Source organism: Lysinibacillus sp. JNUCC-52, assembly GCF_015999545.1.
Taxonomy (GTDB): Bacteria; Bacillota; Bacilli; order Bacillales_A; family Planococcaceae; genus Lysinibacillus.
Genome location: NZ_CP065546.1, coordinates 2,885,759 through 2,900,809 on the forward strand (window position 1 = coordinate 2,885,759; position 15,051 = coordinate 2,900,809).

Here is a 15,051-nt window from a genome sequence, read left to right on the forward strand (position 1 = left end):
AACAGTATGGATAATCAATTCCAAAATTTTGAGCTAAAGCAGCAAATGAATAAGCATGCGAATATGGAAATTGAGTTACTACTCGAAGCAGTCTATCGTTTATCAGGTTTTGACTTTCGACAATATAATCAATCTTCTATTTCTCGTAGAATATACAATCGAATGAGGGTTAGTAATATTCCAACGATTTCTCGTGTACTGGAAAAGGTTATACACGAAGAAGATTTTTTGGAGCAGCTATTAAATGATTTTTCAATTAACGTTACGGAAATGTTTCGAAACCCTAGCTTCTTTAAAGCTTTCCGTAAAGAAGTTGTTCCTTATTTAAAGCAGTACCCAGAAATCCGAATATGGCATGCGGGATGTGCAACAGGTGAGGAAGTCTATTCAATGGCGATTTTACTTCAGGAAGAGGGACTAATAGATAGAGCGGTGATTTACGCAACAGATATGAATGAGCATGTGCTTGAGAAGGCAAAGAGGGGCGCATTCTCCATTAAGAAAATGCAAGCATATACAACAAATTATATGCTTGCAGGCGGGAGCCATGCTTTTTCAGAATACTATAAGACGGATTATCAATATGCCTATTTCCATCCTGAACTATTAAAAAACATTATTTTTGCACAACACAATTTAGTGACGGATCAATCATTTAATGAATTCCATGTAATTATATGTCGCAATGTATTAATTTACTTTTCTCCTGTATTACAAAGCCAAGTACATCATTTGTTTTACGAGAGCCTAAGTCCAAATGGCTTTTTATGCTTAGGAGATAAGGAGACGCTTCGCTGTGAAGCCATTATTTCGAACTATAAAGAGACTGTAGCCATTGAGAAAATTTATCAAAAGTTAGATTAATAAGTGAAAATAAAAAATCCGCTATACTTTCTACTTTGACATTGCTTTAATGCATGTCATTGGCAGAAGTGTATGCGGATTTTTGTATTTGTCGCTATCTAATTTAACGCCTGTGCTTGAATCATTAATACACACATATCGTCTGGTTGGTTTGTTTGTTTTTCTTTCGGAAGCAGGTTATCAATAAGACATTGCGTATAATTCCATTTACTGGATGTTAGCGTTTGCAAATGTTTTTCAGACTCTATTTCGCAAGGACCCATCGCCTCTAAAACACCATCAGTATATAAAACAATTTGTACATCTTTTTGATATTGGATAAATTGCTTTTCTACCTTAATTTCCTCAAAGAAACCGACAGCACAGCTTCCTTGATTTAAAGGAACTAATGTTTTTTCATCAACAAGAGCGTAGCCAGAAGGATGACCCGCATTTACGTATTCAATCATTTTTTGTTCAGTGTCAATCACTATGTAAATAGCTGTGAAGTAATGAATATTTTCTTCCTTAGCATTCTGTAACAGTGTCATATAACGGTTTAGTTCCTTTATAACCAGCTCAGGCTCCACGAGCTGTTTAACAGCTTCTCGTAGGACGGATGAAATAAACATACAAACAAGTGCAGCTGATATACCGTGACCCATCATATCAAGCAAAATGATGGCGTAGCGGTGATCATTAATTTTATACCAATAATACATATCGCCTGCTAAATTAGAGGATGGTAGATAGGAAACCTCTATTTGAATGTTATCTTCATGTAAAGGTGCACTTAACAAACTGCGTTGTACATGTGTAGCTAAATCTAATTCATATTTGATTTTTGCTTCTTGTTTTGTATGCCAATCTAATTCAGCCTTCAATCGTAGGGCAACGCGAATTCTTGCAAGAAGTTCCGTCTTATTGATGGGTTTTGTAATATAATCGACCCCTCCGATATCGAGTGCTTCAGCCAGCTTGGTTTTATCTTCTAATGCTGTAACGAAAATAATTTGAATGTCTTTTAATTTTTCATTTTGTTTAATTCGTTTACAAGCTTCAATACCATCCACTTCAGGCATCATAATATCTAAAAGTATTAACTCTACTGAACTACCTGCTGGATTTTTAGCATCTAATTGAAGATAGTCAAAAAGTTCATAAGCTGATGAAAGAGAAACACAGTTTTCATAGCCTGCATTCTTTAAAATTTTTTCAATTACGAATAGATTGACTTGATTGTCATCTACAAGAAGAATTGTCATAGTTTATTTCCCCTTATTCTGCTTGAACGTTGATGAAGTGCAGATTATAAATTGTATTAAAAATACTCTTAATATCATTATTATACAAAACATTAGATAATAACGGTATTTTAATGAAATTAAGGTATATATTACTAGGTATTAAGTTTGCGTTATTATGTTATAGAGGGGACTATGTTTTTCATAGGTGAAAGTCGTCAATGGAAGAGAAATAATAACAACTAAACTTATACCCTATTTCATCGATTCTCTAACCTATTTTTTAAAAAAAGTTTCATTTTTATTTGATTTAGCCCTCTTAAAACCACTATAAATATCAAAAGCACTTGCTAGAATGGTAATAACAATACAAACGAACAGTATACGGTCTAATGTTACCATAATCTTTGTAGATGTGGTTTCCATAATAGCTGCCATATATGGTATAGCTGCACTATGAATAAGGTCAGGCTGGTTTGCCATGACTATAAAAACAATGGTGCCGAAACATTGAAGAAGTGCACTTGTGACGGCAATTGGCATGGTCCATTGCCGAATCTTCCATCTATATAGAGTTAAGGCAAAACTTAATACAATCCAACATAAAATAATGGGTTTAAAGGACAAAAGGGTATCTTGATTAAAAATGGGCATGACAAATTTTAAGCCAATTCTGTCATCAGATGAGTAAATTCCGATAAGACGAGAAGCGTTAAAATATATGAAAGAAAAAAAGGCTATACCTAAAAAGCTAAATATAATATCACTTAGGGGTATGTTATTGCTTTTGGAGCTTACGATAACTTTGTTTAAATCTTCAGGTGTCCATTCTTTGCTCCCTGTAATAAATGGAATTTGAATATTAGTGGCACTATAGCGCTCGGCTATAATAAATGTAATCGTAACCCAAAAAAGTACGTGTAACACTACGCCAATAACGCTGACAATTGTTGTAGTAAATGCTTTGATAATTGTAGTCAAAAATATTCCTTGTTCTGGAAATGAAAAAACACTACTTACAAGGTGAACAATTAATGTAATAAGGATTGCCCAGGGAATAATCAATTTCATTGTCTGAATGTAAGTATTGTATAATTCAGGGCCAATTAAATATTTTGGGCCATGTTGATAGTTCACAGCAAGTTTTGCAGGGTCTCCAAGCTTCATTAGCACTTCTTTAACTTCTAATTCTGAATAATGATCTGGTAACATATCCTCAATTGTCGATTTTAGCTCAAGCTCAATCGCATTTCGCTTATTTTTCGCAATCCTTCTCGTCACTTCATAAATATAGGCATCAATCAGATTCAGCATTTTCATCCTCCTCAAGTAATGTATATAGCTCTTACAACATCGTTAGAAGTTAAATAAAGACAGAGCTATACATACTGTTACATAATCTTTTGGGGCAAACTTCGATACTGTGCTTGTTTTACAGCGTAATGTATAGAGAGTGATAATTTGTCGTTAAAGAATGCATGCAGCTTGAGAGGCAAGCGCATTATTTATGGTACTTTCCTTTTATCATACAGTATTAAAAGTCCTGTGGTAATATATGTTATTAATAGATGCGTAAAATAATGTAAAAGCAAAGGGACTAAACCAAAATTATTTTGGAAAACAGGAGGGGGTAAATGCGAATGGTAACGAAATTACTTCAGGAAGATGACATTTTAAAGGATGTAAATATGTGATGGGCACCTATCCAGGGCGAGAGAAAGCGTCCCAGAACGATTAATATCAGCAATGAGCTGCTATTGACTACTATGGTCTACGGGATCATTAGGTGGTGTAGGCAAGTTGCCGTTGACTTATTACATAGCCGTTGCACAACCGTATTTTGTCGCTGATAATTGACAGCCTTTTAATAATAGGAGAGGAACTTTCTACTCCTTTTTAAAAAGAATCGATGATCGAACAGGTCTTTCTAATGGAGTAATATTGATAATGAAATAGCTAATAATTAAAATTAAAATAATAAGCGAATAGATTAAAGTATTAATAGGATGATCATGCTCCACAATAATCAATCGAATCATGGCAGTTATGCCAATATAAATAAAGTATCTTAAAGGGAAATGATAGTCCTCTTTAAAGTACTTAATAATCATCGTAATAAATTCAAAATACAAGAAGAAAATTAAAATATTTGCGAGGAAAAGTTTATAATCACCAGTACCATCTGCTAATAAGATGTGTAGAAATTCAATTAGTTCTTTCATAAGCAGGAAGGCTAATATAAGAGCTAATAATACAAGGCATACGTTAAGAAATAATTGTAAAGTTTTTGGCACAGCTTTCACAAGTTGCATATACGTATAATGCTTTTGGTTCATGCTATTCCTCCATTTTCTTATTTAAAAATAATATTTATTTTATAGAATATGAAAAAAACATTATAAAGAGAATGGTGACTGTCAGAATAATTGTTACTATTTCGTGTATTTTGTTCATACTATAAAATATAACATGACAACGTAAACATGGAATGTGTAAACTGTAAATTACTGTATAGTATTGTAAAAGAAAGTTTTTAAAAAAATTAGGCGGTATGCTAAAATAGATGTGCATGAATATAAAATAAAAGGGGTTTTTTTAAATGGCAAATGCAGCAAAAAATGATGCGAAAATTACACCAGAGCGTTTAGAAGAAGCGTTAGATGTTCGTGACCGTCTTATTATTGAATTATTAGTAAAAGTACTTGACGAGAAATTAGTCATTGAGCGTCCTGTATTACGTGAGCGCTTAGGTAACCTTGTTGACCTTTCTAAGTATGATGCAGAGTTAAAAGAAACTTTGCATGCAGTAATCAACAAGCTGTAAAAATTATTTCTGACTGTAGACAAATTCAAAGCAATTTGAGTTTGCCTATAGTCTTTTTTTATCCTAATGGTGAACCACCGTTCCTCTATAAAAAAAACAAAATACCTCGAAAGTAGAGCTTCCGAGATATTTTGTCTATTTAAGTGTTTTTGCAAAACAGATGTTTAAAAAATCTTAATATACTTTATCGCCGTTAAAAATTGAATTCTTGACGATGACATAATCTACATTTCGAATAGCTTCTAGCTTAGTACCACCTGCATAAGAAATAGAAGATTGAAGGTCTTGTTGCATTTCAGTTAACGTATCTTGTAGGCTACCTTTATGTTCTACAAACATTTTTTTACCTTCAACATTTTTCTTCTCACCTTTTTGGAATTCAGAAGCAGAGCCAAAGTATTCTTTTACTAATTTACCATCGATTTCGATTGTTTCACCTGGTGATTCTTCGTGACCTGCAAATAAAGAGCCAATCATAACCATTGAAGCACCGAAACGAACAGATTTAGCAATATCACCATTTGTGCGGATACCACCGTCAGCAATAATCGGTTTAGTTGCCGCTTTTGCACACCAGCGTAATGCTGCTAGCTGCCAGCCACCAGTACCGAAGCCTGTTTTGATTTTTGTAATACAAACTTTACCTGGTCCAATACCGACTTTAGTAGCGTCAGCACCAGCGTTTTCAAGTTCACGCACAGCTTCAGGTGTACCAACATTACCAGCAATAACAAAGCTGTTTGGTAAATGTTTTTTAATATGCTGAATCATACGAATGACAGCGTTTGAATGACCATGTGCAATATCAATTGTAATAAATTCAGGAACTAAACCAGCAGTTGCTAACTCTTCTACAAATGCATATTCCTCTTCTTTTACACCAACACTGATCGAAGCGATTAAACCACGATTTTGCATATCCTTAATGAATTGAATACGTGTTTCTGGATTAAAGCGGTGCATGATATAGAAGTAACCGTTTTCAGCTAGTTTAGCTGCAATATTTTCATCAATAATAGTCTGCATATTTGCAGGAACTACAGGTAATTTAAATTTATGTCCACCTAAAGTAACAGATGTATCACATTGTGATCTACTTTCTACAATACATTTTGCGGGAATTAGTTGAATATCCTCATAGTCAAATACGTTATCCATTATATACACTCCTAAAATACGAATATTTTTAAATGTTTAATTTAAATTGTTCGCCATTTGGTAATTTACATGATTTTTAAGTAAAAGTCAAAGATTTTATCAAAATAAATAAAAAATATGTAGGAGGAGACAAGAAAGTGTCAAAAACATAGAAAATCGCAAACATTTTAATAAGTATAATATGTAATTGAAAAAGTAAAACTATACAGGATTTCACATGATAGGACTAGCTTATCGTTCGTAATCTAAGTACAATAGAATTGTTTCAGAAAATTCAAAGGAGTGGTGGAATTGGCGGTAGAGGTGTATTTAATTTTTAATGGCAATTGTCGTGAGGCTGTATCATTTTATGAAAATGTGTTTAATACGGACAAGGCTGAAATTATGACATTTGGCGATTCACCAAGTGATCCAAGTTATCCATTACCAGAAGAAGCAAAAAATCTCGTTATGCATACGCGATTATCCATTTTAGGAAGCACGGTAATGTTTTCTGATACATTCCCAGGTTCACCATTTACAATAGGCAACAACGTCACATTAGCTGTTGTGTCTGATGATGAAGCTCAATTACGACAAGCATTTGAGGGCCTTAAAGAAGGTGGCAAAGTAACGATGGAACTACAAGAAACATTTTGGAGTAAATGTTATGGGTCTCTAACTGATAAATATGGAATTGAATGGCAGATTAGCCATGAAGAAAAAGCTAAATCATGATATAAAAAGCACGATGAACAGAGGGTAACCTTTGATCATCGTGCTATTTTTTAATATTTAAAACGGTTTACATAGCTTTGCAATTCGTCTGCCATATCGAGTAAAGCTTTTGCAGCTGCAGTCATTTCCTGCATTGAGGATAATGTTTGCTCAGTTGAGGCGGCAACTTCCTCTGAAGCCGCAGCATTAAGTTTAGCATGGTCGGTTAACTCAATAGCCGTTGCTGAAACTTCCTCCACTACGGCAGAAATTTCTTGCGTGGAAGCTGAGATACCCTCCATTTTTGGTGCAATATTACGTAAACTGTCAGTAATGCTAGCGAATTTTTTGCTTGTGTCTTCGGATAACTGTAACCCTTCTTGTACATCTGAAGATGCTTTAACCATCGTTTCCACAGATTTAGCAGTATCTTGCTGAATACCAGTAATAAGCGAAGAAATTTGCTCTGCTGATTGATGTGATTGCTCTGCTAATTTTCTTACTTCATCGGCCACTACAGCAAAGCCTTTACCCTGTTCACCTGCTCTAGCAGCTTCAATAGCAGCATTAAGAGCTAGTAAATTCGTTTGGTCAGAAATAGCACTTATAATTTCTAAAATGGAACCAATCTCTTTCGAACGATCGTAAAGTGACTTAATCATTCTGTCTGATTGTGCAACCGATTCATTAATGGAATTCATTTGGTTGACAGTGCGTTCAACAGATTGACCACCTTCTTCTGCCTGTACAATAGCGGTGCTAGACAGATCTGTCACTTGCATAGCGCTATCGGCCACTTCCACAATGCCTTGTGCAATTTCCTCAATAGAAATAGCATTTTGGTCACTACCTGTTGTCTGGCTTTCTGCACTAATTGCTACTTGTTGCATTGCCTGTGCAACTTGCTCTGAAGAAGCAATATTTTGCTCTGCATGCGCAGATAATCCGTGTGCAGATGCTTGCACATGTTGGACGCTTCGATCAACATTGCGAATAAGCTTTTTCAAATTAACTTTCATTGAAACGAAAGCCTCTCCAAGCTGTCCAATTTCATCCTTAGAATGTATTTCGATAAATTCTGTTAAATCGCCTTCGCTAATTTTAATCGCGCTATGCTTTAGTCGATTAATCGGATTCACAATGGATTTAATCATCAGAAGCATAAACACAACGCCGACAATAATTGAAATAACAATAATGATTAAGTTGATATTAAAGGTTGAAGCGGCAGCTTTTGTTGCTTCAGCTGAAAACATTGTACCAACAAGCTTCCAACCTGTTAGTTCATTGGTAATAAATTGTAGCTGACGATCCTTTTCAACAATTGTGCCACTATCTTGCTCATAAATTTTTGAAATATAGCTTTCGTTAGCTTGTGAACCACTTTCTTTATCATGTTGAGAAATATATGTTTTGTTGTTATCTAAAAGTGAGGCAAAGCCTGTTTTCCCGATGTGAATATCATTAGTAATATCACTAAGTGTCGATATATTGAGATCTAATCCAATAACACCGGAGCCATCTGGTAAAGCTTGTGTAATCGTAATAACCATAGCACCTGATGCTTGAGAAATATAAGGTGGTGTAATGGCGATTTGCCCCTTATTACTTAATGCTTGGGTATACCAAGGTCTTGTACGTGGGTCAAAGTCACTTTGATATTGTTGTGCAGGCTCATCTATAATGTTTCCTTCACTCGTGCCGAGGTAGACAAGCTCGACCTCAGGGTGCATATTTACGTATTCTTGTAATAGCGATTTAAGCTCTGGAACTTTACTTTCTTGTAAAAAAGATTGGTTAATTTTCTTAGTGAAATATTGGATGTCTTCAATCTTTGGTTTAATCGTACCTGTAATATTCGTATCAAGCATTCGAATACTTTCGGTTGCACTTGCTTGCTGTTCCTTAGAAATTTGCTTCTCCGCACTTTGGTATGAAATGATACCAATGATTAATGTAGGGATGAGAAGTATTGCTAAGAATGAAAAAATGAGCTTTTTTCGTAAACTTAGTTTTGTCACGTTTGTTATCCTCACTATAATATTATTGTTCTATACATTTCCCAAGAAGGTAAATAATAGATGACTAGCTCATTTTAACAAAAAAAAAACAAAAGTTAAGTCTTTATCAGTATTTATTTTATTAAGATAATTAAGAAAATCTCAAAAATTCATTAAAAATCATGGCTACTAAAGACATATAAATTATCATTTGATGTATACTATTGTTCAAAAGGGAGGGTTTTGTCATGATTCAACAAATTGGACAAGTAATGCTATATGTAAATGATCAAGATGCAGCGGTAGCGTTTTGGACTGAGAAAATTGGCTTTGTAGTAGTAGCGGACAATAAGGAGGGAGAAATGCGCTGGATTGAAATTGCTCCAAAAAAAGGCGTACAAACGACCTTCGTTCTACACAACAAAGAAATGATTGCTAAAATGGAACCCGAATTAAATTTAGGAACACCTTCTATAATGTTTTACGCCGACAATATAACGGAGATGTATCAAGATTTCCAAACGAAAGGCATTAAAGTGGGGGACTTAGTTATGATGCCAATGGGGAGAGTCTTTAACTTCGCCGATAACGAAAATAATTACTTCGCTTTAGTTGAAAAATAATATTTAGAGCAATTAAAATGTTCTATAAAAATAAAAATCCGCTTTGCTTTCTGTTGAACATAGCGTAAGACTGCCTTTGTTTTTCTCAAAAGGCTTTTGTTTTATGCTTTGTTCGCAGAAATGTATGCGGACTTTTTAGTTTATAGCGCTATTCACTTTTTATGCTAAATCTTCGCCAAATATGGAAACCGTTTGACGATCAACTACAAATTCTTGACCGTTCCATTTTAAGATGTTTTCAACATAGCCTAATCCATCTGCATGATATCTGCCTGCAATTTCCTGATAGGCTAATAGTTGATATGTTCCATCACGAGCATAATCAACAGGGTATAAACCACTAATAGGATCAACCCAGCCTTCAATCGGTTGCTTTAACGTGCCATCTTTATTATAAATTTCCGCTAAATAATCAGGTCCTTTATAACTTAAATCAAGAATATATCGTTTTTTAGGATTTGTGCTACTGACAGATGCTTTATAGTTATTTAAATAATTGACGGAGTAAGTTAGCTTATTATTAAATGACTCGGTATCAAATATTGAAAGTAATGTTCCGTTTCTCGAGGAAAAAATTTCGCCATTAATTATCCCACCACTGCCACCAGTATCAGAAATAACAAGAATATCTTCTATATGATCCCCTGTAAGATCGCCTAGAAAAATCGTAGGGTTATATCCAACGTTTTGTTTCAGCGCAATTTGTTGGAATTGTCTTGTTTGTCCGTAAAAAACAACAAGTGTCACATTACGCCATAACGGACTGTCTGTCGTCTTAGTACCCATTAAAAAAACCGTATCAAAAAAGCCATCACCATTTATATCTCCAAATTTCGTTTGAATAATTTGAGGAGCTATATGTGTAATGTTTACAGTACTTGGAGACGGATTAATATTTCTGGTCATTTATACACCTCTTTCTTAGTGTTAGCATATGTTTTAAATACAGCTTGGTGCATAAAATAAAGGGCTGAAATAAGGAGAAAGCAAAACCCTATAATTCTTACAAAAAAACTTGCAATTAACCATTGACAATTAAAGATGTTGAACGTATCATAATGTCAATGAATCAGAAAATTCAGTACTAAAGTGGTCTCACTACAAATGTAGGTGGAGATTTTTTTTCAACATTAATCCTTAGTAAATATATATGTTTTATATAATTTAGGAAGAAGGAGATTTTCTTGAAAGAGTTATTTATTAAAACTGAGCGCCAGCATTACTGGTTGGAGCAGCTTGCAACAATTGCGGAGCCAATTAAATCTGAGGCTGTAGCAGTCGATGAGCAATCGCGCTTTCCATTTGAGGCACATAAGCTACTATTACAGATCGGCTATCCAAAACTAACATTACCGAAAGAATATGGCGGAGAGGGATTATCTGTTTACGATATGATACTCGTTCAAGAAACGCTAGCTAGCTACGACGAAAACGCCTCTCTTTCACTAGGATGGACACTTGGCGTTGTTGGTGAAATATATGACAAGAAACTATGGACAGACGATATTCTCCAAGCGTTTGCCTTGGAAGTACAAAAAGGTGCCATCATAAATCGAGCGGTCAGTGAATTAGCAACTGGTAGTCCGACACGAGGTGGTCGCCCTGGTACTACAGCTGTATCTACAGATAATGGCTGGTTATTAAATGGCCGTAAAATATTTACGACTGCTTCACCTGTACTCGATTATTTTTTAACTTCTGCTTGGATTGAAGAAAAGGGACAAATCGGCTTCTTCCTTATTCATAAAGATGTAACGGGGCTATCCATTGTAGAAAACTGGGAAATGTCTGCAATGCGTGGCACAAGCAGTCATGATTTAGTGTTAGAGAATGTCGTTGTCCCTAAAAACTATTTAGTAGAATTGCCGAATCATCCAAGTGGCGGCAAAATTAATGGCTGGATTTTACATATTCCAGCAACTTATTTAGGGATTGCACAGGCCGCTCGTGACTATGCGTTACATTTTGCTAATCATCATCAACCAAATAGCTTAAATGCCCCAATTAGTACATTACCTAATGTACAGCAGCTATTAGGTGATATTGAATTAAAGCTTCATCAGGCACGCTTTGTACTTTATGGAGTAGCAGAGGCTTATGATGATCCAGCTAGACGCGCTACTTTAACGAATGAGATGGCGGTTGCAAAGCACACGGTGACAAATCTCGCGATTGATATTGTAGATAAAGCGATGCGTGTCGTCGGAGCTAAAAGTTTGCAGCTTACGAATCCACTACAGCGCTATTATCGCAATGTGCGTGCAGGGTTACATAACCCACCAATGGATGATATGACAATTATAAAACTAGCAACAGCTGCTATTGAGCAGCAGAAACTAAAGGAACAATAATAAAATTACTTGAGATTAAGGGGAAATGACATATGTTCAAACAAAAGAAAAAATTATTTCAATTTGCCGCAGTCGGGTTAGCTTCTCTTGCTATTTTAGCAGGTTGCAGTTCTGGCGAAGCATCTAAAAATGAAACAGAAGATGGGGTTAAAGTTCGTACTGTAAAAGTAGCTTACGATCAAGCTTCTAAGCCAATTAGCTATATTGACGATAAAGGCAATCCAACTGGATATGATGTGGAAGTAATGAAGCTAGTAGATGAATTATTACCTGAATACAAGTTTGAATACGTAGGAACTACAAGTGATGATTTACTAATTGGTGTAGAGCAAGGGAAATACCAAGTAGGTGTAAAAAATGCATTCTTTACACAGGAGCGAACTGAAAAGTTTATTTTCCCAAAAGAGTTTTTAGGGTTAAGTAGTGCAGGTTTGGTGCTACGTAAAGAAGATGAAGGTATAAAAACATTGTCAGATTTTGCAACGAAGGGCTATTCACTAGCGCCAATCGCTGCTAACAATGCACAGTATACAATTATTGATGAGTACAACAAAGCCAATCCAACTAACGAAGTTAAATTACAAGCTGGTGATGCATTCACTGTTGATGTTGTGCAATGGGTAAATGAAGGTCGCGTTGATGGTGGCGTCATGATTGAAGGGCCATTTAAACAGCAAGTATTAGCCGATGATGGGGCTTATCATAACTTAAAAGATGAAGTTGTTTACAACGAATTTGCAGTGATTAAAACATGGCCACTGTTCAATAAAAAAGAGCAAGAATTTGCAGATGCTTACGATAAAGCGGTTGCCCAAATTAAGGAGCAAAAGAAAACAAGTGAATTAAGTAAAGAATTTTATGGCCGTGATTTATTTGAAGTGTTAGAAAACGTTAATCGATAACTTTTTTAAAGGCTGCCTGAGTCAACATACTCAGCAGTCTTTCTTAATAAACGGAGAATGAAGGTGTTGTTTCATAGCAGCCTTTAGTGAAGACATTTTATAAAGTTGGTGAGGAAATGGAGAAGTATTTTGATGCATCGTACATTTGGAACGCTATTCCCTTATTATTGCCGTTTTTAAAAATCACCTTTTTAGTTGCTGGTTCTTCTATTGTATTAGGTACATTTTTCGGCTTAATATTAGCTGCTGCAAAGTTAAGTTCAAAGAAAGTGTTACAAAAAATAGCGAATTTGTATACAACGATTATGCGTTGTACGCCGTCTATCGTTCTATTATTTCTTGTATATTACGGCGTACCTGCATTAGCGGAAAATATCGGTTTAAATCTTCATTCGATAGAAACAGCGTTCTTTGTAGTCGTAACATTCACATTGCAGTTTGCTGCAATTATGTCAGAAGTCATTAGATCAGCATATTTGGCAATTAACAAGGGGCAGTATGAAGCGGCTGTCAGCGTAGGGTTAACACCATTCCAAGCATATCGCCGTATTATTTTCCCACAAGCACTTGTTATTGCATTGCCGAACTTTGGGAATGGGATGATTGCGTTATTACAAGAGGGCGCATTAGCTTACACAATCGGGTTAATCGATATTGTCGGGAAAGCGAATTTAATTATAGCGAGTAATATCAATGCGCATGCACTAGAAATATATATTGCACTTGCGATTGTCTATTGGGTACTATCGATTGTTATTGAAAAATTCTTTGCTATGTTGGAAAAGTTTTTTGGCAAGGGAAAAAGAACGTTAGAAACGACGTAAGGAGGCGTAATCATGAACTATCAATTTTTAGTTGAAACCTTTTTTGTGGCATTATCTGGTGTACCGATCGCACTCCTTGTAACAGTCGTTGCGTTGCTCGTTGCCCTACCACTGGGATTTTTATTAGCGCTAACACGCATTAACAAAATTCCAATCATTCATCATCTAGCAAAAATTTATGTATCCTTTGTTCGAGGTACTCCGATTATTATTCAGATTTTCATTATTTATAGTAGCATTCCACTCTTACTAAAAATGATTTTTGAAAAATATCATATTACTTACGATATTTATAAAATCAATCCGATTTGGTATGCGTTCATTGTCTTTGCTTTTAGTACAACAGCAATTTTAATAGAGGTATTCCGCTCGGCGTTAAGTACTATTGAAAAGGGCCAGTTGGAGGCAGCGCATGCGGTCGGTTTAACGACATTTCAAGCCTATCGGCGAATTATTATTCCACAAGCTCTAGTAGTAGCAATGCCGAATATTTGTACAGCCACAGTGAATTTAATAAAAGCGACGTCATTGGGCTATGCCATGTCATTGCCCGAAATAACACTGAAGGCTAAAGTTGCTGCCAATGTTGGCTACAATTATGTGGAAGCATATCTTGATATTTTCATAGTGTATTTAATTTTATGTAGTACGGTTGAATACTTATTTAAGCGGTATGAGAAACATTTGAGCAAATACAAAATGGCAAATGCCTAAGGGGTGATATTCATGTTACAAATCAAAAATATTCATAAATCATTTGGCAACAATGAAATTTTAAAAGGTGTAGACTTATCGATTGATAAAGGGGATGTAGTCGTAATTTTGGGTCCGAGTGGCTCAGGTAAAACGACATTACTGCGGTGCATTAACTTTTTGGAAAAGGCCGATCAAGGGCATGCGACATTTGGAAATATTGATGTGGATTTTCAAAATGTAAAGAAGAAGGATGTTCATGCTATTCGACAACGTGTCGCTTTTGTATTCCAAAATTACAACCTTTTTACGAATAAAACAGCTTTAGAAAATGTTACAGAAGGGCTTGTTATTGGTCGGAAAATAGCAAAGGCAGAGGCCATTGAAATCGGCAAAAAAGCGCTCGATAAAGTGGGGTTATCGGAAAAATATGATGCTTATCCAAGTCAGTTATCAGGTGGTCAACAGCAGCGTGTTGGTATAGCCCGTGCAGTTGCCTTGAATCCAGATATTATTTTGTTTGATGAACCGACATCTGCGCTTGATCCAGAGTTAGTAGGAGAAGTCTTGGCCGTTATGAAAAACATTGCAAAAGAGGGCACGACAATGCTTGTTGTAACGCATGAGATGGGCTTTGCAAAGGATGTAGCAAACCGCGTTATTTTTATGGACGGCGGTGTTGTTGTGGAAGAGGGAAGCCCACATGATATATTCGTTAGTCCGAAAGAGGAGCGCACGAAAAAGTTTTTAAAGCGTGTAACACCAGAGGACTATACGTTTTATATTTAAGGTTCTGTACTAGGGAGTCTAGTTAAACGTCTTATAGTGGCAGAGATGTGGCTCCCATCGTTGTATATCTCTTTTCGACCGATTATTGAGTTTTTTGATTGTCA

Annotated in this window: 15 protein-coding genes; 9 read left to right on the forward strand and 6 right to left on the reverse strand. The window is 35.6% G+C overall.

Translation table 11 applies throughout. From position 1 onward, the window contains the following. Positions 1-6 precede the first annotated feature (6 nt). The gene (locus JNUCC52_RS14190) at positions 7-864 is read left to right on the forward strand and encodes a CheR family methyltransferase (RefSeq protein WP_173479209.1); all 858 of its coding nucleotides are present in this window, start codon (positions 7-9) and stop codon (positions 862-864) included. A 98-nt stretch (positions 865-962) separates the two neighbouring features. On the opposite strand, the gene JNUCC52_RS14195 is transcribed toward JNUCC52_RS14190, so the two are convergent. From JNUCC52_RS14195 to psiE, 3 genes are all read right to left on the reverse strand, one after another. Beyond that, positions 963-2,108: a SpoIIE family protein phosphatase gene (locus tag JNUCC52_RS14195; protein ID WP_173479210.1), complete on the reverse strand. Its 1,146-nt coding sequence runs from the start codon at positions 2,106-2,108 to the stop codon at positions 963-965. A 255-nt stretch (positions 2,109-2,363) separates the two neighbouring features. Then, entirely contained in the window at positions 2,364-3,401 is a 1,038-nt protein-coding gene (locus JNUCC52_RS14200; RefSeq protein ID WP_337980197.1) for a hypothetical protein, read from the reverse strand. A 572-nt stretch (positions 3,402-3,973) separates the two neighbouring features. Continuing rightward, positions 3,974-4,423, reverse strand: a complete 450-nt coding sequence (psiE, locus tag JNUCC52_RS14205) for a phosphate-starvation-inducible protein PsiE (protein ID WP_173479211.1) — start codon at positions 4,421-4,423, stop codon at positions 3,974-3,976. 263 nt (positions 4,424-4,686) lie between these two features. On the opposite strand from psiE, the gene JNUCC52_RS14210 reads away from it, so the two are divergent. Next, complete coding sequence (locus tag JNUCC52_RS14210; RefSeq protein WP_173479212.1) at positions 4,687-4,911, forward strand: phosphate-starvation-inducible protein PsiE; 225 nt, start codon at positions 4,687-4,689, stop codon at positions 4,909-4,911. Between the two features lie 174 nt (positions 4,912-5,085). Here the strand turns inward: JNUCC52_RS14210 and guaC are convergent, their stop codons facing one another. Beyond that, positions 5,086-6,069: a GMP reductase gene (guaC, locus tag JNUCC52_RS14215; RefSeq protein ID WP_337980198.1), complete on the reverse strand. Its 984-nt coding sequence runs from the start codon at positions 6,067-6,069 to the stop codon at positions 5,086-5,088. A gap of 291 nt (positions 6,070-6,360) precedes the next feature. On the opposite strand from guaC, the gene JNUCC52_RS14220 reads away from it, so the two are divergent. Then, positions 6,361-6,786 (forward strand): VOC family protein, encoded by a 426-nt coding sequence (locus tag JNUCC52_RS14220; RefSeq protein ID WP_139860512.1) that lies wholly within the window; start codon positions 6,361-6,363, stop codon positions 6,784-6,786. Between the two features lie 50 nt (positions 6,787-6,836). On the opposite strand, the gene JNUCC52_RS14225 is transcribed toward JNUCC52_RS14220, so the two are convergent. Next, the gene (locus tag JNUCC52_RS14225; RefSeq protein WP_139860514.1) at positions 6,837-8,786 is read right to left on the reverse strand and encodes a methyl-accepting chemotaxis protein; all 1,950 of its coding nucleotides are present in this window, start codon (positions 8,784-8,786) and stop codon (positions 6,837-6,839) included. A gap of 227 nt (positions 8,787-9,013) precedes the next feature. On the opposite strand from JNUCC52_RS14225, the gene JNUCC52_RS14230 reads away from it, so the two are divergent. Next, positions 9,014-9,388, forward strand: a complete 375-nt coding sequence (locus tag JNUCC52_RS14230; RefSeq protein ID WP_173479214.1) for a VOC family protein — start codon at positions 9,014-9,016, stop codon at positions 9,386-9,388. Between the two features lie 159 nt (positions 9,389-9,547). Here JNUCC52_RS14230 and JNUCC52_RS14235 read toward each other — a convergent pair whose 3' ends face one another. After that, positions 9,548-10,294, reverse strand: a complete 747-nt coding sequence (locus tag JNUCC52_RS14235) for a YybI family spore inner coat protein (RefSeq protein WP_173479215.1) — start codon at positions 10,292-10,294, stop codon at positions 9,548-9,550. A 278-nt stretch (positions 10,295-10,572) separates the two neighbouring features. Between JNUCC52_RS14235 and JNUCC52_RS14240 the strand changes: the two genes are divergently transcribed. From JNUCC52_RS14240 to JNUCC52_RS14260, 5 genes are all read left to right on the forward strand, one after another. Further along, positions 10,573-11,739: an acyl-CoA dehydrogenase family protein gene (locus JNUCC52_RS14240; protein ID WP_173479216.1), complete on the forward strand. Its 1,167-nt coding sequence runs from the start codon at positions 10,573-10,575 to the stop codon at positions 11,737-11,739. Positions 11,740-11,771: 32 nt separating this feature from the next. Further along, the gene (locus JNUCC52_RS14245) at positions 11,772-12,641 is read left to right on the forward strand and encodes a transporter substrate-binding domain-containing protein (RefSeq protein WP_173479217.1); all 870 of its coding nucleotides are present in this window, start codon (positions 11,772-11,774) and stop codon (positions 12,639-12,641) included. 86 nt (positions 12,642-12,727) lie between these two features. Beyond that, positions 12,728-13,465, forward strand: coding sequence for an amino acid ABC transporter permease (locus JNUCC52_RS14250; protein WP_228134205.1), 738 nt, complete (start codon positions 12,728-12,730; stop codon positions 13,463-13,465). A 12-nt stretch (positions 13,466-13,477) separates the two neighbouring features. Further along, complete coding sequence (locus JNUCC52_RS14255; RefSeq protein ID WP_139859594.1) at positions 13,478-14,179, forward strand: amino acid ABC transporter permease; 702 nt, start codon at positions 13,478-13,480, stop codon at positions 14,177-14,179. Between the two features lie 12 nt (positions 14,180-14,191). Further along, positions 14,192-14,947, forward strand: coding sequence for an amino acid ABC transporter ATP-binding protein (locus JNUCC52_RS14260; protein WP_337980199.1), 756 nt, complete (start codon positions 14,192-14,194; stop codon positions 14,945-14,947). Positions 14,948-15,051: the final 104 nt, after the last annotated feature.

Coding starts and splice junctions, on each gene's coding strand:
- guaC (WP_337980198.1), bottom strand. CDS start 6,069: ATGGATAACGTATTTGACTATGAGGATATTCAACTAATTCCCGCAAAA.
- JNUCC52_RS14210 (WP_173479212.1), top strand. CDS start 4,687: ATGGCAAATGCAGCAAAAAATGATGCGAAAATTACACCAGAGCGTTTA.
- JNUCC52_RS14255 (WP_139859594.1), top strand. CDS start 13,478: ATGAACTATCAATTTTTAGTTGAAACCTTTTTTGTGGCATTATCTGGT.
- JNUCC52_RS14200 (WP_337980197.1), bottom strand. CDS start 3,401: ATGCTGAATCTGATTGATGCCTATATTTATGAAGTGACGAGAAGGATT.
- JNUCC52_RS14190 (WP_173479209.1), top strand. CDS start 7: ATGGATAATCAATTCCAAAATTTTGAGCTAAAGCAGCAAATGAATAAG.
- JNUCC52_RS14235 (WP_173479215.1), bottom strand. CDS start 10,294: ATGACCAGAAATATTAATCCGTCTCCAAGTACTGTAAACATTACACAT.
- psiE (WP_173479211.1), bottom strand. CDS start 4,423: ATGAACCAAAAGCATTATACGTATATGCAACTTGTGAAAGCTGTGCCA.
- JNUCC52_RS14260 (WP_337980199.1), top strand. CDS start 14,192: ATGTTACAAATCAAAAATATTCATAAATCATTTGGCAACAATGAAATT.
- JNUCC52_RS14195 (WP_173479210.1), bottom strand. CDS start 2,108: ATGACAATTCTTCTTGTAGATGACAATCAAGTCAATCTATTCGTAATT.
- JNUCC52_RS14245 (WP_173479217.1), top strand. CDS start 11,772: ATGTTCAAACAAAAGAAAAAATTATTTCAATTTGCCGCAGTCGGGTTA.
- JNUCC52_RS14230 (WP_173479214.1), top strand. CDS start 9,014: ATGATTCAACAAATTGGACAAGTAATGCTATATGTAAATGATCAAGAT.